The organism is Pyrococcus sp. ST04 (assembly GCF_000263735.1).
Classification (GTDB): Archaea; Methanobacteriota_B; Thermococci; order Thermococcales; family Thermococcaceae; genus Pyrococcus.
Genome location: NC_017946.1, coordinates 1,593,735 through 1,611,880, shown reverse-complemented (window position 1 = coordinate 1,611,880; position 18,146 = coordinate 1,593,735). Strand labels below are relative to the sequence as shown.

The window sequence follows — 18,146 nt, the reverse complement described above, 5'->3', positions numbered from 1 at the left end:
TGAATGCCAAAAGCTGAGTGCCCTGTATGTGGGGCTGAAATTGAGCTTGAAAATGTCGAACTGCACCAGATAGTTGAGTGTCCAGTTTGCGGGGCAGAGCTTGAGGTTGTCAGCTTGAACCCCCTGACACTTGAAGAGATTCCAGAGGTAGAGGAGGATTGGGGCGAGTAAGCCCCTAAATCTTTCAATTTTTTGGAGGTTAACCAATGAAAATAGGCATAACATATAGCATTGTGAGAAAGGAGGAATTGATGATTAAAGAACGGGCAGGTGAGTTTGGAGAAGTTGTAATGTTGCACGAGGATGATTTAACGTTTCCACGCAAATATGACGTTGATGTGGTTATAATAAGGAATGTTAGCCACTTCAAGGGGATGTACTTAGCAAAGTTGTTTGAAGAAGAGGGAATACCGACCGTAAACTCCTTCAATTTAATGTTTGAGGCAGGAGACAAGTTGTTGGCAACCTTAAAACTCTCTAAGAAAGTTCCTGTCCCTAGGTGGGGGGCCGCTGTTAGCGAAAACGCGGCCAAAAAAGTTGCTGAGAGCATTGGATTTCCGCTAGTTTCAAAGCCCATTTTTGGAAGCTGGGGCAGATTGCTGGCAAAGATTAACGACGAGGACTCTCTCGAAAGCGTGCTTGAGCATAGAAAGTGGATGAAGAATCCCCTCTATAATATCCACTATATTCAGGAGTTTGTTGAGAAGCCTGGAAGAGACATCAGAAGTTACGTGATTGGTGGAGAATTTGTAACCGCGATATATAGGTATTCAAATCATTGGATCACGAATACAGCTAGGGGAGGAAGAGCCGAACCCTGCCAAGACGAAGAAGTTGCTGAGTTATCAATAAAGGCATGGGAGGCTTTTGGGGAAGGAGCATTGGCTATTGACATATTTGAGGGCCCTAATGGGCTTCTTGTCAATGAAGTTAATCCAAATATGGAATTCAAAAACGCTGCTAGGGTTACTGGAGTTGATATAGCGAGGAAGCTTGTTGAATACGCTGTGGAGGTGGCAAGAAGATGATTAAAGCGGCTGTGGTTGGTGCCAGCGGTTACATAGGGGGTGAACTTGTTAGATTGTTGGCAATGCATCCGGAAGTTGAGATAACTGCAGTAACTTCAAGAAAATATGCTGGAAAAAAGATTCACAAGGTTCACCCAAATCTAAGAGGGTTAAACCTGAGATTTACAGACAGGTATGACTTCGATGCTGATGTTATATTCCTTGCAGTTCCGCATGGAACGTCCATGAAAATCATAGATGAGTTTCTTGGAAGTGCTAAGATAATCGACATGAGCGCTGACTTCAGGGTAAGTAAGGAGCTGTATGAAAAGTACTATGGTCCCCATGAAAAACCTGAACTTATTGAGAAGTTTGTTTACGGATTACCAGAGCTTCACAGGAAGGAGATAAAGAAAGCTGAACTAGTGGCAAATCCGGGATGTAATGCAACTGCAACTATCCTTGCTCTGTATCCGTTTAGAGATGTAGCCGAGGAGGCTATAGTTGACCTAAAGGTAAGTTCGTCAGCTGGGGGGAGGAGAGAGAATATTGCAAGCATTCATCCTGAAAGGAGTCATGTCGTTAGGGTGTACAAACCTTATCATCATAGACATGAGGCTGAAGTTATTCAGGAAACCGGAGTAAAGGCAATGTTCACAGTTCATTCGGTGGACCTCGTTAGGGGCCTTTTGGCCACTATATACTTCCATTTTGAGGGCAGTGAAAGGGATCTATTGAGGAGGCTGTTGATGTACAAAGATGAACCCTTTATAAGGTTGGTAACCGATAAAGGAGGCCTTCAAAGGTATCCGGATCCAAAGTACGTGATAGGGAGCAATTTTGTGGACATAGGATTCTCGTACGATGCCGAAAATTCGAGGGCAATTGTCCTCTCCGCTATAGACAACTTAATTAAAGGTGGCTCTGGCCAGGCCATTCAGAACATGAACATAATGTTTGGTTTAGACGAGAGGATGGGCTTAGAGTACTATCCGGTTTATCCCGTGTGAGGTGATGTGAGATGAGAGTTGTGAAGATTGGAGGCTCTGTTATATCTATGCTGGAAGAACTCTGGAGGAGTGATGGAATATCGGGCCTTATAGAGGATACAGTTATCGTCCATGGGGGATCAAGGCATGTAGATGAGCTTTCAAGGAGGTTAGGGATTAAGATTGAAAAACTCACTAGTCCCTCTGGAGTTTCCTTTAGAAGGACCACGCGAGAAGTTCTTGATGTTTACGTGGCAGCTCTTATGAAAGCTAACAGAGAAATAGTTAACTTCCTAAGGAGCCAGGGAATTAATGCAATTGGACTTAGTGGCTTAGATAGGGGCCTTATAATTGGACAGAGGAAGAAGCTGATAAAGGCGGTTATTAATGGTAAGGTAGTAGCTATTAGGGATGATTATTCTGGGATAATCAGGAAGATTAACGTCCCAGCCCTTAGGGAGTACATGAAAGTTGGTGTTCCCGTTGTTGCTTCAATTGCCTATGACCCAGTTGAAAATGTGCCCCTCAATGTGGACGGTGACAAGGTTGCATATCATATGGCATTGGCAATGAAGGCTAGTGAACTCTATTTCCTCTCTGACACGGCCTTTATTGCAAATGGTAGGGTAGTTGAGGAAATACCAGTTGAGAGGGTTGAGGACTTTCTAAGCTATGCGACGGGAGGAATGAAGAAGAAGTTGATGATGGCAAAGAAGGCCATTGAAAGTGGAGTGGAGAGCGTTGTAATTGAAGGTCTAAACGGTAGGACGGTGATATATTGAGGGAAATGAGCCTCTATAGAAAGAGGCTTAAGCTCGTCAAAGGAGAAGGCGTCTATGTTTGGGATTCACAAGGCAGGAGGTATATGGATTTAGTAGCTGGAATAGGGGTTAATGTTTTGGGCCATAACCATCCTGAATGGGTTTCTGCGATAAAAGAGCAACTTGAAAAACTCGTTGTGGCGGGCCCAATGTTCGAACACGAGGAAAGGGATGAAATGCTGGAGGAGTTAGCAAAGTGGGCGGACTATGAGTATGTCTACATGGGAAATTCCGGGACTGAAGCCGTTGAGGCGGCCATAAAGTTTGCCAGACTTTATACTGGAAGAAAGGAGATCGTTGCAATGACAAACGCTTTTCATGGTAGGACAATGGGGGCACTAAGCGCAACATGGAAACCTAAATATAGAAAAGACTTTGAGCCTCTCGTCCCTGGGTTTAAGCACATACCCTTTAACAACGTAGAGGCTGCAAAAGAGGCAATAACTCGGGAAACTGCAGCTGTAATCTTTGAGCCAATCCAAGGAGAAGGAGGAATTGTTCCTGCAAAGAAGGAATTCGTAAAAACTCTGAGAGACTTGACAGAAGATGTTGGGGCCTTACTTATAGCGGATGAAGTCCAGACGGGACTCAGAACTGGAAGGTTTCTAGCTATAGAACACTATAAAGTAATGCCCGATATAGTTACAATGGGGAAGGGGATTGGAAACGGAGTTCCCGTAAGTTTAACGCTAACTAACTTTGATGTAGAAAGGGGCAAGCATGGATCAACCTTTGGTGGAAATCCGCTGGCTTGTAAGGCGGTTGCGACAACATTAAGAATATTGAGAAAAGAAAAGCTGGTTGAAAAAGCTGAGGAGAAGTTCATTGAAGTTGAGGCCCCAAATGTGATAATGACAAGGGGAATGGGTCTCATGATCGGAATAGTTATGAGAAAGCCCGTTGGAAGATTCGTGGAAGAGTTACAGAATAGGGGTTATCTCGTCCACACGGCAGGTCAGAGGGTAATTAGATTGTTGCCTCCGTTGATAATTACTAAGGATCAAATTATGGAAGTTAAATCAGCAATAGAGGGTGTAATAAATGATATCTCCGGAGGAGAAAGTAGAGTTTCTCAGGAAGCTGGTTGAGATATATAGCCCAACGGGTAGGGAAGAAGAGGCAGCAAGGTTCGTTAAGGATTCTTTTGAAAGCTATGGTATTGAGAGCTACATTGATGAGGTCGGCAATGTAATAGCTGTTAAAAAAGGGAAGGGGCCTTTAATCCTGTTGGCTGGCCATATAGATACGGTGCCGGGATACATTCCTGTTAGGATTGAGAACGGGATTCTATGGGGAAGAGGAAGCGTTGATGCCAAGGGTCCATTGGCAACATTCTTCTTTGCAACAATAGAGAGCGAGGCTAACATAATCTTTGCGGGTCTCGTTGATGAGGAAGGCTTTTCGAAGGGGGCAAAAAATCTCGAGGTCCCTAGGCCCGACTACATAATAATCGGAGAGCCAAGTGGTGTTGATAGTGTTACAATAGGATACAAGGGAAGCTTAACCGCAAGGTTCGTGGAGAAAGTTGAGAAAGTCCATGGTAGTATGGGTGTTGGGGCGGCAGAGAAGCTTATTGAAAGGTGGTTGGTGATATCTAGAGAATTCAACGAGGGGTTTAACGCTTTGAGTGGCAGAATAGTGAGATTTATAGCCTATGAAAGGGATTTCGATTTTTATGGGGAGATGGTGATAAACCTTAGGACTCCTCCTGGATACACTCCGCCCAGTGACTGGGACATAATAGACTTCGTTCCAGCTTATGAGGTTGACAGGAGATCCCCTTTAGTGAGAGCATTTGTTAGAGGGATAAGAAAGGCAGGATTCCGACCAAGGTTGAAGAAGAAAATGGGAACGGCTGATATGAATATCCTTGCTCCAAAATATGGCGTCGATGCTGTAGCTTATGGTCCGGGTGATTCTAGTCTGGACCACACTCCAAACGAGCACATTCACCTTGAGGAGTATCTTAGGGCTATAGAGGTACTGAAGATCGTACTTAAGGAGCTATCGACATAGATGTTCTTTTGAGTTTTGTTTCATTCATTCTAGTCCATCTTTTTGAGAGGAAGATCTAAGCGTTTAAGTCTGTTCCAAATATCACGACTTTTCTCATATCTTTGACAAATAAATACAATCTTTACCTGCTTTTACGACAAAATTCGTCGGATGGATAGGGTCAGCTATCCAAGAGTTTAAATAGGGATTAACTGTGCACATTTGTTGGTGGTCAGGTGATGCCACGCCAATTTACACAGTCAAAGGTGATGCCCCGCCAATGGGTGATGCCCTGCCAATATCTATAGCTGAAGGCGGGGTAGAGGTTCTCAGGAGACTCCTTCTGAGAGCCTTAAATGAGAATCAGAGGCTTATATTGAAGAGCATAAACGGCCAGCACAGGTCACTAAATGCGCTTTTAGAAGAGTTAAGTAGGAAAGAGAAGAAGCCACTCTCAACACTAAAGCTTAATGCAAGGATCCTCAAAGAACTCGGCCTAATTGACTATGGAACGAAGGAGAACCCAAGGCCCGTAAGACTAACCGAAGAGGGTAAGCTTGTTCTCAGCATTCTTGGAGGTGATGGAGTTGAGTGAAGTTTTAACAGCTAAGCTAAAGGAGATGCTGAAACCCGTTAATGGATTTCATATGAATTCCTCCATAACATGTCTCAGAATCATGCAGGCTGTGCTCGAAATTAAGAAAGATAATGATATAGTAATTGTTAGCAAAGGTCACTCAGCTCCAGCATTCTACGTAATGCTCTGGAAGCTTGGTCTTTTAACAGACGATGAACTGATGACATTTGCCCACATAGATGGTCTGCCCAGTCACGTAGCTAGGGGGCTTCCCTTCATTGAAGTATCTTCTGGTTCACTGGGCCAAGGATTGTCAGTTGCTAACGGAATAGCCTTAGCAAACAGAATTGACGGCAAGGAAGGAAGAATATTCGTAATATTGGGTGATGGAGAGCTTGACGAGGGTCAGATTTGGGAAGCTGCTATGACTTCAGCCCATCACAAGCTTGACAACGTTATCGCCATAGTAGACAGAAACTTCCACCAGCTTACTGGGGGTACTGAGGAGATACTTGCCAAAGAACCTCTTGCTGAAAAGTGGAAGGCCTTTGGATGGGAAGTTAGGGAGGTAGAAAATGACGTTGAAAAGCTGAAGAAGGTGATAATGGAACTTGAGAAGGTTAAAGGAAAGCCTAAGGTTATAATAGCGAGGTGGGTTGAGTGATAGAGAGCTTCAGAGAGGCATTTGGAAGGGCACTTGTGGAGATAGGAAGGGAAAATGAGAGAGTCGTTGTTATAGACGCTGACGTCAAAGGGTCCACTAGAACGGTATACTTTGAAAAGGCCTTCCCTAAAAGGTTTATCCAGGTGGGAATAAGTGAACAGGACATGATAGGAACAGCGGCGGGGTTAGCAATAGCTGGGAAAATCCCAGTAGCTTCCGCTTTTGCCTCCTTTCTTATGCGTGCATGGGAGCAGATAAGAAACACAGTAGCAAGGGACAACCTTAATGTTAAAATAGTGTCCACTCATTCAGGATTTTCTGACCATATGGATGGGTCGTCTCATCAATGCCTTGAAGACATTGCTCTAATGAGGGTTCTTCCCAATATGAGGGTTGTTGTGCCAGCAGATGCCTATGCTACAAGGGTTCTTTTAAAGCAGATAATAGAGATTGAAGGCCCTGTATACATGAGACTTGGCAGGGACTACGCTCCGAGAGTGTATAATGATGGGGAAGAGATAGTGCTCGGAAGGGCAAATGTTCTTCGGGAAGGAGAAGATATTCTGTTGGTGGCAACGGGGATCATGGTTTCTGTGGCTCTGCAAGTTGCTGACAAGCTCAGGGAGGCGGGAATAAGTGCTGGAGTTATTGATGTTCATACAATAAAGCCCTTCGATGAAGATACTCTGCTGAAGCTGGCTAAGAGGGTAAATACAGTCGTCACTCTAGAGGAACATACAATCTATGGGGGCCTTGGTGGAGCTGTTGCAGAAATTCTTAGTGAAAAAATGCCAAAAAGAGTTATCAGGATTGGAACTACGGAGTTTGGAAGGTCGAGTAGAGATTATATCTCCCTGCTGGATAGGTATGGGCTAACTGCCGATAAGGTGTATGATAAAATCGCGGGGGTAGTTTAGATGAACGTCATGAAGTACTCTAAGGAGTACAAGGATAAAACCGTCGTTAAGATTGGGGATGTTAAAATCGGAGAAGGGTTTACGATAATAGCTGGGCCGTGTGCAATTGAAAGTGAAGAACAGATTATGAAAGTTGCGGAATTTTTAGCTGAGCTTGGAGTGAGAGTTCTTAGGGGAGGGGCTTTTAAGCCGAGAACATCCCCTTATTCATTCCAGGGATATGGGGAAAAGGCCCTACAGTGGATGAAGAAGGCCGCGGAGGAGTACGGTTTGGTTACTGTGACGGAGGTTATGGACACTAGGCAGGTTCCCCTGGTGGCTAAATACTCGGATATCATACAAATAGGGGCAAGAAATTCACAAAATTTTGAGCTTCTCAAAGAAGTTGGTAAAACTGAAAATCCTGTTCTCCTTAAGAGGGGCATGGGTAATACAGTCCAGGAACTTCTCTACTCTGCTGAATACATAATGGCTCAGGGAAATGAGAACGTTATTCTCTGTGAAAGAGGAATAAGAACTTTTGAAACATCAACAAGATTTACACTGGATATTTCCGCGGTTCCAGTAGTGAAAGAGATATCTCATCTTCCGATAATAGTGGATCCTTCACATCCAGCCGGTAGAAGAAGTCTTGTGATTCCCCTGGCCAAGGCCGCATATGCAGTTGGTGCTGATGGAATAATGGTAGAAGTTCACCCAAATCCAGAGAAAGCTCTCTCAGATTCAAAGCAGCAACTGACATTCGAAGAGTTTAAAATACTCCTTCAGGAGCTGGAGGGCCTTGGATGGAAGGGATAGTGTTTGGAAAGATTGAAGATATTGAGGGGCTTATTGAGTCCCTCTCTCCATTCAAAATTGCTATTTTGACGAACTCTACCGTTGCAAACCTCTGGTTAAAAGAAGTTCTTGATGCCTTGTCTGACCATTCTCCTATCCCAATAATTATTCCTGATGGGGAGAAGTACAAGGATCTTGAGACTGCTAGGTACATTTGGGATAGGTTATATGAAATTGGGTTTACAAGGAAATCTCTGCTTATAGGGCTTGGCGGAGGAGTAGTTACTGATATAGCTGGCTTTGTGGCCTCTACATATATGAGGGGAACGTACCTCGGGTTAATACCAACGACTCTTTTGGCCCAAGTTGATGCCGCTATTGGGGGTAAGACTGGGATAAACTTTCATGGGAAAAATATGATCGGAACCTTTTATCTTCCAAACTTTGTGCTGATCGACATAAGGACCCTAACAACCTTGCCTCTTGTTGAGGTTCTGAATGGGATGGCCGAGGTAATTAAGTATGCCGTTTTGGATAAAGAGGTCTATAATATTCTAAAAGGAATCTCCACACCCAAGGAGGCCATAGAGAGTGAAGAGCTTATAAGAAAATCAGTGGCCGTCAAGGTTAGAGTCGTCGAAGAAGACCTGAAGGAAAGTGGAAAGAGGAGGATTCTAAATCTTGGACATACTGTGGGGCATGCAATAGAGAAACTATCCAACTATAAGATAAAGCATGGATTTGCAGTTTCTGTAGGGCTAGTTGCTGCAGCAAAAATTGGAGAGGAGCTTTATGGGTTTGATTCGGAGAAAGTTATAGAGTTAATAAAGAAGTTTGGTCTTCCTCTGCATAATCCTTTTCCGCCTGAAAAGGTTGTTGAGGCCATGAAAATGGATAAAAAAGCGTGGTATGGGAAAATAATCTTTATAATCCCAATTGATATCGGCAATGTTTCTATAGAGGAAGTTCCAGAAGATTTAATACTCAAAGTCCTTGGAGAGATGAGATCATGATAGCTGGTGTTGTGTTAGCTAGAACAATAAAGGAAGCAGTAAGAATCATGAACTCTACAGATGCAGACCTTTACGAGCTTAGGGTTGATTATCTAGAAAACACATCTGACATTGATTTGCTGGAGCCTTTTTCTAACAAACTAATAATAACCGTTAGATCTAAGGAAGAAGGTGGTTTTAAAGAACTTAGTGATGATGAGAGAATATCCCTATTTGAGAGCTTTTTAAAAATTAGCCCTGCTTACATTGACATTGAATTTAGGTCAAGGATAAGGTATGAAGCTATAAGGTTGGCAGAAGAAGCTGGCTCCAAGATTATTTTATCTTACCATGACTTATTGGGGACTCCAGATTTTGAATCTTTGCTGTCCCTTTTGCATTCAATTGAAGATGAAGATCCAGATGTTGTGAAGATAGTTACATATGCTAGGGACAAGGAGGATAATCTGAGGATAATTAAGCTTTATGAACATGCAAATAATCTGATTGCCTTCTGCATGGGACCTGTGGGTAAGATATCAAGGGTTGTAAGCCTCTTTTACGCTCCCTTTACTTATGCTTCAATATTTGAAGAAGCTGCCCCTGGACAGTTGAGTGTTGAGGAGATGCGCGAGCTTATGAAGCTTTTGGGTGAGTGGGAATGAATGGGGAAACGAAGGTGTATGCGGTGATTGGAAAGCCAGTCAGACACTCATTAAGTCCTGTGATGCACAATGCCCTTTTCAAGAAATATGGAATAAACGCTGTTTATGTGGCATTTGAAGTGTTTCCAGAGCAGTTAAGAGATGCGATTTTAGGCGTTAGAGCATTGGGAATAGCGGGATTGAATGTTACGATGCCTCATAAAGAGAAAATCATTGAGTATCTAGACAAGGTTTCTCCTGACTCGAAGGCTATTAGTAGCGTCAACACAGTGATTAACAGTAATGGAGAACTCATAGGTTATACAACAGACGGAACAGGGGCTAGAAAAGCTCTTGAGCGATTTACAAACGTGGAAGGAAGCAGGGTTTTAATTCTAGGTGCGGGTGGTGCCGGAAAGGCAATAGCTTATGAACTAGCAAAGTACTCTGATGTTGTCGTTCTAAATAGGACGCCTGAAAAGGCGAGAGCCTTAGAAAAATTTGGTATAAAAGGTGATGCTTTGACAATGGAGAACCTGAGTTACTACATTGAATGGGCTGACATACTAATCAATGCAACTTCAGTTGGAATGGGAAAGTATGAAAGCTTAGTCCCTAAAGAACTTCTTCGAGAAGGGCTCGTTGTCATGGATATTGTATATAAGCCGATTAAAACAAAGCTACTTAAAGATGCTGAGAAGGCCGGTTGCTTAACTGTAGACGGTCTCTGGATGCTTGTGTATCAAGGAGCTGAAAGCTTCAAATTATGGACGGGCATTCACCCGGATGTTGAGCTTATGAGGAGGGTCGCCCTTGAAGGGCTCAGGAAAGGCAAGTAGTGCTGTTACTGTTGTAAACGCATTTGCCACGGGGAAGGGTGCTGCAATCGGGATAGACCTTTGGACACATGCGGAGGTTAAGATAACTGAAGAGGGGATAGAAGGGAAGATAGAGGTCAATGGAAAGGAATATCACGATCTCAGGGTAGTTAAGAGTGTTGTTGATGTTTTTAGAGAGTATGTGAACGAAAATTTCGGCATAAAGTTCAGGATAACCTCCGATATTCCTGTGGGTAGGGGGCTCAAGAGCAGTTCTGCTGCTGCTAATGCTCTTTCTGTAGCAATAGCAAATGCCCTAGGCCTTGAAATTCCCGATATCAAAATTGTTAAGTTGGGAGTTGAGGCGGCAAAAAGGGCTGGTGTTACCTTGACGGGGGCTTTTGACGATGCATCTGCTTCGTATTTTGGGGGTCTCTGCATAACTGACAACATAAGAATGGAGCTGTTGATAAGAAGGGAACTGGAGGCTTACCCTGTAGTGTTGCTTGTTCCAAGTGAAATTAAGTTAACGGAGACTCTTAAGGGGATAGACTTTTCTGTGATATCTCCTTATATAGAGGAGGCATTTAAACTTGCCATAAGGGGAGAATGGGAAAAGGCAACGGTGCTAAATGGGCTAGTGTACTCAACATTCTTCTCCTATAACCCGGAACCAATATCCCGAGCTTTAAAGCTGGGGGCTGTTGTAGGCCTAAGTGGTAAAGGTCCAACAGTATTTGCTGTAACTGAAGAGCCGGAAAAAATAATTGAAGCCTGGGAAGGTCTTGGTAACACTTTAGTAACTAAAATTAGATCATAACACCTTGAAAATAGGAACCTTAACTTATGGAAATATGGGTAGTATTCATACTATCTGAGGTTCCTGGGATCAGAAATTATATATCCTAATCCAGCAATCTTGTAATGACATCAATCCCAATAGAACGAAGGCTAGGGGTGGATCTGGATGAGAAGGCTTCAGGTAGGAATTGCTGTTGTTGCTTTAGTTTTCATGGCAATTGTAAGTGGGTGTATAGGAGGAACGCAAACGGCGACACAGGAAAAGAAGGTCAAGGTTGCAATTCTCTTTGATGTTGGAGGAAGAGGTGACCTAAGCTTTAATGACATGGCATATCTTGGAGCTGAAAGGGCTAAGAAGGAGCTTGGAGTAGAGATTGAATACATGACACCAAAGAAGCCCGAGGACATGGTGCCTCTCCTTGAGCAACTAGCTAGTAGTGGAGAGTACGATTTACTTGTCCTCATAGGCTTCTTATGGACCAAGCCTCTTGACGAAGTTGCCGATAAATACCCTAACCAGAAATTTGCTCTTATAGACTCGACTACTGGAAAGGTTAGGAATAATGAAGTTGACATTCTTTTCAGGGAGCAGGAAGTTGCCGCTCTTATGGGGGTCATAGCCTCTGGGATGGCTTATGAGCTTGGAGGAAATAAAATCGGTGCCGTTGCAGGTATGGACATTCCACCACTCTGGAAGTTCCACATAGGTTATCTTTTCGGAGCAAAGTATTTCGAGAAGAAGACTGGAAAGCCAGTAACCCTCATCTGGCAGTATACGGGAACATTTACTGATACACAGGTAGGTTATAACACCGGAATGCAACTTCTTCAGCAAGGAGTTAAGGTGATTTATGGTCTTGCAGGCCTTACTCACGTTGGAATGTTCGATGCAGTAAAGGACTGGAATGAGCAGGGTAAAGGAAAGGCCCTTGCAATGGGTCAGGATGCTAGCCAAGAGTGGTATGCTCCTAAGTATATTCCAATAAGTGGTGCGAAGAGAGTCGATGTGGCCGTTTACGATGCAATAAAGATGGTCGTCGACAACACGTGGAAGGGGGGAATAATAACACTTGGCCTCAAGGAGAACGGCGTTGGCTATTGGGATCTTGATGGAGTCAGACAATTTGCAGAATTTGCCAAAGAGGCAGGAAAGCTCAAGGATTTAACCCCAGATCAGGTTGTGGAGATAGTTAAGGAGCAGAGGGAGAAGTACATAAAGCCGTATGTCTGGGATATAGTCAACGAACTCTCAGAAAAAATCAAGAACGGGGAGATAGTGTTTAAGACTCCTAAGACTCATGAGGAGTATGAACAGATAATAAATGAACTCCAAAAGGGCAACCTCAATGCTGCCCTTGAAAAGGGCTCTGTTGACTGATGTCTCCTCTTTTTTCTACCCTATTTATTTTGTTGTGTTCTAGTGAAAGCTTTTTATTTAGGTTTTGTTCCCCTACTATCAAGGTGTTAATTATGAACGCTGTAGAAATGAAAGGGATAGTCAAAGTTTATCCCGATGGCGTTGTTGCACTTAGAGGAGTTGATTTCATTGTTGAGGAGGGTGAAATTCATGGACTCCTTGGGGAGAACGGAGCCGGAAAATCGACTCTTATGAGAATCTTATATGGGGAAATAAAACCAACTCAAGGAACAATAAAGGTTTTTGGTAAGATAGTCGAATTTTCTGGGCCGTGGGATGCAATAAGACATGGGATAGGAATGGTGTATCAGCATTTTACTCTTGTCCCAACTTTTACTGTTCTTGAAAATCTTTACCTTGCCATGCTCCCATTAAACCCAAAAATAACCCTTAATGAAGTTAGAAAATTAGCAGAAGAGAAAATGAAAGAAACGGGTCTCTCTATCCCTTTGGATGAAGTAGTTGAAGATCTCCCTGTGGGAGTTCAGCAAAGGGTAGAGATAATTAAAGCACTCATGCAGAACGCTAAGATATTGATTCTTGACGAGCCTACTTCTGTCTTAACTCCAATAGAAGTTGAGGAACTTTTCAAGACCTTGAGATCTTTAAAGGAAAAAGGAATAACGACTATCTTTATAACCCACAAGCTCAAGGAAGTCAAAGAGATAACTGACAAAGTCACGGTTCTTAGAAGAGGAAAAGTCGTTGGAACTGTAAAAACGGCCGAGGTTAGCGAGAAAGATCTTGCAAGAATGATGGTTCAAAGGGAAGTCGTGATGAAAATAGAGAAAAAGCCCGCACATCCTGGTGAAATTGTTCTGAAGGTTGAAAATGTCTGGGCCAGGGATGATCGGGGAGTTGAGGCCGTAAGGGGAGCATCCTTTGAGCTAAGAGAGGGTGAGATTCTAGGAATAGCTGGAGTTCAAGGAAATGGACAGAAAGAGCTTGCAGAGGTTTTGGCTGGTATTAGAAAAGTTGAGAAGGGTAAAATATATCTTCTTGGAAAGGACATTACAAATTTGTCAGCGAGTGAGAGATACAAGCTGGGAATTGCTTACGTTCCAGATTCAAGAAAAGTTGGGCTTATAGCAGAGATGAACGTTGTGGAAAACTCAATTTTAACAAATTTAGATAGCATAACATCTGCTGGAAGAATAAGTTGGAATAAAGCAGAGGAGGTTGCGAGAAAGGTAGTCAAAGAGTTTGAAGTTGTTGTTTCATCACTAAAAACACCGATAAAGCATTTGAGTGGAGGAAATCAGCAGAAGGTTATGGTGGGGAGGGAGATAGTTAGAGAGCCAAAGGTCTTCATAGTTTCCGAACCTACCCAAGGTTTAGACATCGGAGCGACTGAATTCATAAGAAGAACCTTGGTTTCGTTGAGGGATAAAGGAAAGGCTGTTCTATTGATTTCTACAGACTTGGATGAGATACTCCAGCTAAGTGATAGGATTGCCGTTATATATGAGGGGAAGATTATGGCCATAGGAAAACCTGAGGAATTTACCGTAGAAAGGTTAGGCCTCTTAATGGGTGGTGTCAATGCCTAGAGGTGTTAGGTTAGAAGGGGTATTTGAGATAGCAATGTCCCTAGTGATAGCATTTGCAATTGGGTTTATCGCACTAGTTGTTCTCGGCTATAATCCCTTTGAGGTCTATGGGATACTCTTCAAATATGGATATGGAAATACTGATTATCTCTTAAACAAGGCAACTCCTCTTCTGCTAACGGGTTTAGCCTTTTCAATCCCTGCAATAGCTGGGTTCTTTAATATAGGGGGAGAGAGTCAACTTTACGTGGGGGCTTTTACTTCCCTGCTCGTTGCCTACTATACTGGGAATGCATTATTGGCGATAATTGTGGGAATCTTAGCAGGAGCAGCTCTTGGGTTCTTCATAGCAGCTCTTAGAGTTTATAGGGGAATAAACGAGGTGATAACGGCTATAATGATCAATTGGATTTTCTACTTTCTTTTAGCATACTTGATCACGGCCAAATACTCAAATCCAAAAATTCCCTATGAATCTGTCCCGGTTCCCGAAAGTGCAAGGATAGGGGGCATTTTTATAATAGCAACTTTAGTAGCAGTGCTCTATTACTTCCTAGTGTACTTTACTGATGTTGGATACAAGCTTCGAGTTTCTGGATTATCCCCTGCCTCTGCAAAGTATGCTGGCTTTGATCCGAGAAAATCTGCAATATTTTCAATGCTCCTTGGAGGTGCATCAGCTGGTTTAGGTGGGTCTCTGCTAGTTTTGGGGATTACCTATAGTATAGATAACACGCTATCGACCGTTTATGGGGTAGGGTTCATGGGAATAGGAATAGGACTCCTTGGGAGAAATCATCCCATTGGTATAATATTCTCATCAATTTTCATGTCCGGTCTTCTGATAGGTGGGCAGTGGGTCGAGCTAAAAACCGGTGCTCCTCCGGAGCTTGCAGATACCCTCATCGGAGTTATAGTTCTGGCTCTTGCCGTTCCTTATGCTTATAGGGAAATCATAAGAAGAATTAAGGAGGGTAGGAAATGATCGAGGATATTTTTACAATAATTTCAAACACACTGATCTCTATGGTTCCTCTAACCCTTGCAGCTGTTGGGGAGATAATAACAGAAAAATCTGGTGTGGTAAATATAGGATTAGAAGGTATTTTAATCCTTTCCGCATTCACATCATCTGTGGTCACCTTTTATACTGGAAATCCCTATCTGGGGCTGTTGGTGGGGATAATTGTTGGAATACTCTCTGGAGCTCTTCATGGATTCTTAAGTGTTTACCTTAATGGGGATCAGATAATTGCGGGAGTTGGATTTAATTCCTTCGCATATGGAATAAGTCTCCTTTCCCTTGTGGCCCTATGGAAGAGCCATGGCTCCTCGCCGCCTGTAAACAAGATATCCATGATAATTATCGGCCCCCTGACATTTTCTCCGTTAACGATAGTTGCAATCGCAATTGGAATAGTCTCTTGGTGGTGGCTTTATAAAACTCCAGGAGGGCTTAAGCTTAGGGCTTGCGGTGAAGACCCAAGAGCTGCAGAGGCAATGGGAGTAAATGTTCATAGAACAAGGTTCTATGCAACAGTCTTTGGTGGTGCCTTGACTGGTTTGGCTGGTTCATATTTGGTCGTTGGATGGCTCGGTCAGTTTACGAAGTTCATATCCGCCGGAAGAGGATTTATAGCATTAGCGAATGTGGCGTTCAGCAATTGGAATCCACTAATGGCAATTATTGGTGGTGCTCTTTTTGGATTCTTTGATGGTCTCTCGATATATATTCCAATAAAATTACAAGAGATGACTGGAAGAATAATAACGGCCGAATCAAACTTGTTCAGGACAATTCCTTATCTTGCAACGTTGATAATCGTGTCAATAATAATGAAGAAAGTGAAAATGCCAAGGGCTCTAGGAAAGCCTTACATCAAGGAATAAGCTGGATTTTTATTTCTTTCCTATCAAAGCTTTTTTCAAATGCTTTAACTCCCTCATTAAGTTTATACTTTGATGTTATCAGTGAACTAACGTCAATTTTTCCGCTCTTTATTAATGTTATTGCTTTGTCAAATGGTCCACATCTGCTACCTACTATCCTGGCCTCTTTAACGACCATCATGGTATAGTTGAATGTTACTGGGCTTCCATGGGTTGATTTTGCTGCTATTACTCCTCTAGGTCTAACAAGTTCTAGCGCCATTTCAAGCCCCTGGGAGCTTCCAGTTGCTTCTACGACATAGTCAAACCCTTGACCTTCTGGAGTCTTTTCCTTAATCCACTTCTTGGCCTCCTCAAACGTTAAAACTTCACCGAACTTCTCTGCTATTCTCCTCTTTGGTGAGTCCTCTCTGGCTATGGCGATAACATTTGGTGTTATAAGACTAAGTAATTGCATGGAGAGTATTCCTATAGTTCCTATACCAATAACAGCGACGTTTGCGGAAGGCTTTACGTTTTCCATTTCAATCATCTCAACAACGGCTGCTAATGGCTCGACCATCGCACCTTCTTCCCATGACAGTCCCTCTATGGAATGTAGCAAGTCAACACTAGTTATCATGTATTCCGCCATTCCCCCGTTGATGCTAATTCCTATTGTCTCTCTATATGGACAGTGAGTGGGCATTCCATGCTTGCAGTACCAGCATTTTCCACAATTAACATTGATTTCAGTTGTGACTCTCATTCCAAGTAGATGTTCAAACTCTGGGGGTGCCTCTTTAATAACTCCAGAAATCTCATGGCCTGGAATTATGGGGAGCCTAAGTGGCTTGTACGTTCCTTTGTAGAAAGCCTTATCGGTTCCGCAAATACCAACTCTTTTCACCTTGATTTTCACCCAATTTTTAGTGATGCTGGGATCTTCAACTTCCTCAAGCCTTATATCTCCAGGACCATGGAGAACTAATGCTTTCATAACTTTCTCACCTACAACAATTGGAGCTTGAAGACTATGTCCTCTTCTTCAGGTCTTATCGATTTTATAATCTTTACTTCTCCTTTATTTCCGATTCTTATAACTCTCGTTGCCACTTCTTCAAAGAGGGCCAGATATTTTGGTTCTGTAAGTTCATAATTCATAAACACGAATGCTCTTCTAAGAGGATTCCCAATTAGGCTTGTGGGGATAGAGAGAACTTCCAGGACAAGGTACTGGTCATAGTTGTACAAACCAAGTAACTTCTCATGATTTAGGACTATCGTTGTGGTATTCGGGTTCTCCTTGTATACCTTCATAATTTCGGTTATGAACTTCGTCACTAGAACAAGTGGATCTTTGTACGGGTCTATCTCTGCTATTACATTTCCCCATTTTGACGTTCCACCTATCTTGATTCTTTTTAATTTCTCTGGGATCTCATAACCAGCAAATTTGAGCCATCTTATAACGTAGAGGCTTGAGTCAAGAAAATCAATTATCAATGTATTTTTGCTATTCTTGAGAACCTCTGAGAATACTATAGGATAGGGTGAGAGGGAAGTGTGCTCTATTAGAACAATTTCCCCAGGATTTATTGAATTTAATATTTCTGAAATATTCATGTTTCTCCCCCCGGAATCTTTTGAAGTATAAATTCTCCTCCCTTAGTTACTCTAACGACGTAGTCTGAATATTCTTCAAATGACTTCAAGAAATACTGGGAAGATGCAGCCACATTTATGAAGATAAAGACTAGTCTATCGTAATCTTCGAGGTGTCTTCTTCCTATAACTTCAAAGTATCTCTCTACAATGCTATAATTTTGGTTTATTTGGTCAAGGAACTTGTTTATGCCAAGAACTATTGTAACTTTCTTTATCTCATCCGGTACATCCCTGCATAATTGTAAATATTTTCCTAGATGATGTTCAAAATCCTCAAACACGTTAATACTTCCAATGATCTTTCCTATCTTTACTTTTCCTCCCTCTTTTATTGTTGGGTAACCCTCTGCATCGATGTCTATCCCTTGGAGCTTCAGTTGTTGTAGGAATACGTGCAAAGTATCCCTAATGTCTATCAGCAATGGGCGAATGTTTTTATCTTTGAAGTATGTTAGAAGCTCATACAGCACTTTCTCTGGATGATCTGGGGGAAAATATTCTATAAGTACTATTCCCTGCTTTATATCTTCTAAAAAACTCCTTATCTTCATGGTCTCTCCTCATTATTTCTTTGTTGAATATATTTAAATGCTTTCCAATTATATGGACGAACTTTAGGCTATGTTCACCTAGCTAAAAC

21 protein-coding genes are annotated in these 18,146 nt (G+C 42.5%); 18 read left to right on the top strand and 3 right to left on the bottom strand.

Annotation, left to right across the window (positions count from 1 at the left end):
* The first annotated feature begins 3 nt into the window (after positions 1-3).
* The 18 genes from lysW to PY04_RS08480 all read left to right on the top strand — a co-directional run bounded on the left by lysW (position 4) and on the right by PY04_RS08480 (position 15,859).
* Positions 4-171: a lysine biosynthesis protein LysW gene (gene lysW / locus PY04_RS08565; RefSeq protein WP_014734728.1), complete on the top strand. Its 168-nt coding sequence runs from the start codon at positions 4-6 to the stop codon at positions 169-171.
* A gap of 35 nt (positions 172-206) precedes the next feature.
* Positions 207-1,028: a lysine biosynthesis protein LysX gene (gene lysX / locus PY04_RS08560; RefSeq protein WP_048056131.1), complete on the top strand. Its 822-nt coding sequence runs from the start codon at positions 207-209 to the stop codon at positions 1,026-1,028.
* The gene (gene argC, locus PY04_RS08555) at positions 1,025-2,017 is read left to right on the top strand and encodes an N-acetyl-gamma-glutamyl-phosphate reductase (protein WP_014734726.1); all 993 of its coding nucleotides are present in this window, start codon (positions 1,025-1,027) and stop codon (positions 2,015-2,017) included. The genes lysX and argC overlap by 4 nt, the downstream gene beginning before the upstream one ends.
* Before the next feature lie 11 nt (positions 2,018-2,028).
* A complete protein-coding gene (locus PY04_RS08550) occupies positions 2,029-2,778 on the top strand; it encodes a [LysW]-aminoadipate/[LysW]-glutamate kinase (protein WP_014734725.1) in 750 nt (249 codons plus the stop codon).
* Between the two features lie 5 nt (positions 2,779-2,783).
* Positions 2,784-3,905: an acetylornithine/succinylornithine family transaminase gene (locus PY04_RS08545; RefSeq protein ID WP_052306427.1), complete on the top strand. Its 1,122-nt coding sequence runs from the start codon at positions 2,784-2,786 to the stop codon at positions 3,903-3,905.
* The gene (locus PY04_RS08540; protein WP_014734723.1) at positions 3,859-4,833 is read left to right on the top strand and encodes a [LysW]-lysine hydrolase; all 975 of its coding nucleotides are present in this window, start codon (positions 3,859-3,861) and stop codon (positions 4,831-4,833) included. The genes PY04_RS08545 and PY04_RS08540 overlap by 47 nt, the downstream gene beginning before the upstream one ends.
* Positions 4,834-5,092: 259 nt before the next feature.
* Positions 5,093-5,407: a hypothetical protein gene (locus tag PY04_RS08535; protein WP_014734722.1), complete on the top strand. Its 315-nt coding sequence runs from the start codon at positions 5,093-5,095 to the stop codon at positions 5,405-5,407.
* A complete protein-coding gene (locus PY04_RS08530) occupies positions 5,394-6,053 on the top strand; it encodes a 1-deoxy-D-xylulose-5-phosphate synthase N-terminal domain-containing protein (RefSeq protein ID WP_237710119.1) in 660 nt (219 codons plus the stop codon). The genes PY04_RS08535 and PY04_RS08530 overlap by 14 nt, the downstream gene beginning before the upstream one ends.
* A complete protein-coding gene (locus tag PY04_RS08525; RefSeq protein WP_014734720.1) occupies positions 6,050-6,970 on the top strand; it encodes a transketolase family protein in 921 nt (306 codons plus the stop codon). Before PY04_RS08530 ends, PY04_RS08525 begins: the two co-directional genes overlap by 4 nt.
* A 9-nt stretch (positions 6,971-6,979) precedes the next feature.
* Positions 6,980-7,768: a 3-deoxy-7-phosphoheptulonate synthase gene (aroF, locus tag PY04_RS08520; protein ID WP_148266052.1), complete on the top strand. Its 789-nt coding sequence runs from the start codon at positions 6,980-6,982 to the stop codon at positions 7,766-7,768.
* The gene (aroB, locus tag PY04_RS08515; RefSeq protein ID WP_014734718.1) at positions 7,756-8,760 is read left to right on the top strand and encodes a 3-dehydroquinate synthase; all 1,005 of its coding nucleotides are present in this window, start codon (positions 7,756-7,758) and stop codon (positions 8,758-8,760) included. Before aroF ends, aroB begins: the two co-directional genes overlap by 13 nt.
* A complete protein-coding gene (aroD, locus tag PY04_RS08510) occupies positions 8,757-9,404 on the top strand; it encodes a type I 3-dehydroquinate dehydratase (RefSeq protein ID WP_014734717.1) in 648 nt (215 codons plus the stop codon). Before aroB ends, aroD begins: the two co-directional genes overlap by 4 nt.
* Positions 9,401-10,222, top strand: coding sequence for a shikimate dehydrogenase (locus PY04_RS08505; protein WP_014734716.1), 822 nt, complete (start codon positions 9,401-9,403; stop codon positions 10,220-10,222). The genes aroD and PY04_RS08505 overlap by 4 nt, the downstream gene beginning before the upstream one ends.
* On the top strand, positions 10,197-11,021 hold the full coding sequence (locus PY04_RS08500; RefSeq protein WP_014734715.1) for a shikimate kinase: 825 nt from the start codon (positions 10,197-10,199) through the stop codon (positions 11,019-11,021). The genes PY04_RS08505 and PY04_RS08500 overlap by 26 nt, the downstream gene beginning before the upstream one ends.
* A 147-nt stretch (positions 11,022-11,168) precedes the next feature.
* Positions 11,169-12,380 (top strand): BMP family protein, encoded by a 1,212-nt coding sequence (locus PY04_RS08495; RefSeq protein WP_014734714.1) that lies wholly within the window; start codon positions 11,169-11,171, stop codon positions 12,378-12,380.
* A gap of 92 nt (positions 12,381-12,472) precedes the next feature.
* A complete protein-coding gene (locus tag PY04_RS08490) occupies positions 12,473-13,969 on the top strand; it encodes an ABC transporter ATP-binding protein (protein ID WP_014734713.1) in 1,497 nt (498 codons plus the stop codon).
* Complete coding sequence (locus PY04_RS08485; protein ID WP_014734712.1) at positions 13,962-14,954, top strand: ABC transporter permease; 993 nt, start codon at positions 13,962-13,964, stop codon at positions 14,952-14,954. The genes PY04_RS08490 and PY04_RS08485 overlap by 8 nt, the downstream gene beginning before the upstream one ends.
* Positions 14,951-15,859: an ABC transporter permease gene (locus tag PY04_RS08480; protein WP_014734711.1), complete on the top strand. Its 909-nt coding sequence runs from the start codon at positions 14,951-14,953 to the stop codon at positions 15,857-15,859. Before PY04_RS08485 ends, PY04_RS08480 begins: the two co-directional genes overlap by 4 nt.
* On the opposite strand, the gene PY04_RS08475 is transcribed toward PY04_RS08480, so the two are convergent.
* From PY04_RS08475 to PY04_RS08465, 3 genes are read right to left on the bottom strand one after another with little or no spacing between them, the layout of a single operon-like run.
* A complete protein-coding gene (locus tag PY04_RS08475; protein ID WP_014734710.1) occupies positions 15,849-16,838 on the bottom strand; it encodes an alcohol dehydrogenase catalytic domain-containing protein in 990 nt (329 codons plus the stop codon). The genes PY04_RS08480 and PY04_RS08475 overlap by 11 nt on opposite strands.
* Before the next feature lie 11 nt (positions 16,839-16,849).
* Positions 16,850-17,464 (bottom strand): DUF257 family protein, encoded by a 615-nt coding sequence (locus PY04_RS08470; protein ID WP_014734709.1) that lies wholly within the window; start codon positions 17,462-17,464, stop codon positions 16,850-16,852.
* Entirely contained in the window at positions 17,461-18,057 is a 597-nt protein-coding gene (locus PY04_RS08465; RefSeq protein WP_014734708.1) for a DUF257 family protein, read from the bottom strand. The genes PY04_RS08470 and PY04_RS08465 overlap by 4 nt, the downstream gene beginning before the upstream one ends.
* Positions 18,058-18,146 lie beyond the last annotated feature (89 nt).

Coding starts and splice junctions, on each gene's coding strand:
- lysW (WP_014734728.1), top strand. CDS start 4: ATGCCAAAAGCTGAGTGCCCTGTATGTGGGGCTGAAATTGAGCTTGAA.
- lysX (WP_048056131.1), top strand. CDS start 207: ATGAAAATAGGCATAACATATAGCATTGTGAGAAAGGAGGAATTGATG.
- argC (WP_014734726.1), top strand. CDS start 1,025: ATGATTAAAGCGGCTGTGGTTGGTGCCAGCGGTTACATAGGGGGTGAA.
- PY04_RS08550 (WP_014734725.1), top strand. CDS start 2,029: ATGAGAGTTGTGAAGATTGGAGGCTCTGTTATATCTATGCTGGAAGAA.
- PY04_RS08545 (WP_052306427.1), top strand. CDS start 2,784: ATGAGCCTCTATAGAAAGAGGCTTAAGCTCGTCAAAGGAGAAGGCGTC.
- PY04_RS08540 (WP_014734723.1), top strand. CDS start 3,859: ATGATATCTCCGGAGGAGAAAGTAGAGTTTCTCAGGAAGCTGGTTGAG.
- PY04_RS08535 (WP_014734722.1), top strand. CDS start 5,093: ATGGGTGATGCCCTGCCAATATCTATAGCTGAAGGCGGGGTAGAGGTT.
- PY04_RS08530 (WP_237710119.1), top strand. CDS start 5,394: ATGGAGTTGAGTGAAGTTTTAACAGCTAAGCTAAAGGAGATGCTGAAA.
- aroF (WP_148266052.1), top strand. CDS start 6,980: ATGAAGTACTCTAAGGAGTACAAGGATAAAACCGTCGTTAAGATTGGG.
- aroB (WP_014734718.1), top strand. CDS start 7,756: ATGGAAGGGATAGTGTTTGGAAAGATTGAAGATATTGAGGGGCTTATT.
- aroD (WP_014734717.1), top strand. CDS start 8,757: ATGATAGCTGGTGTTGTGTTAGCTAGAACAATAAAGGAAGCAGTAAGA.
- PY04_RS08505 (WP_014734716.1), top strand. CDS start 9,401: ATGAATGGGGAAACGAAGGTGTATGCGGTGATTGGAAAGCCAGTCAGA.
- PY04_RS08495 (WP_014734714.1), top strand. CDS start 11,169: ATGAGAAGGCTTCAGGTAGGAATTGCTGTTGTTGCTTTAGTTTTCATG.
- PY04_RS08490 (WP_014734713.1), top strand. CDS start 12,473: ATGAACGCTGTAGAAATGAAAGGGATAGTCAAAGTTTATCCCGATGGC.
- PY04_RS08485 (WP_014734712.1), top strand. CDS start 13,962: ATGCCTAGAGGTGTTAGGTTAGAAGGGGTATTTGAGATAGCAATGTCC.
- PY04_RS08480 (WP_014734711.1), top strand. CDS start 14,951: ATGATCGAGGATATTTTTACAATAATTTCAAACACACTGATCTCTATG.
- PY04_RS08475 (WP_014734710.1), bottom strand. CDS start 16,838: ATGAAAGCATTAGTTCTCCATGGTCCTGGAGATATAAGGCTTGAGGAA.
- PY04_RS08470 (WP_014734709.1), bottom strand. CDS start 17,464: ATGAATATTTCAGAAATATTAAATTCAATAAATCCTGGGGAAATTGTT.
- PY04_RS08465 (WP_014734708.1), bottom strand. CDS start 18,057: ATGAAGATAAGGAGTTTTTTAGAAGATATAAAGCAGGGAATAGTACTT.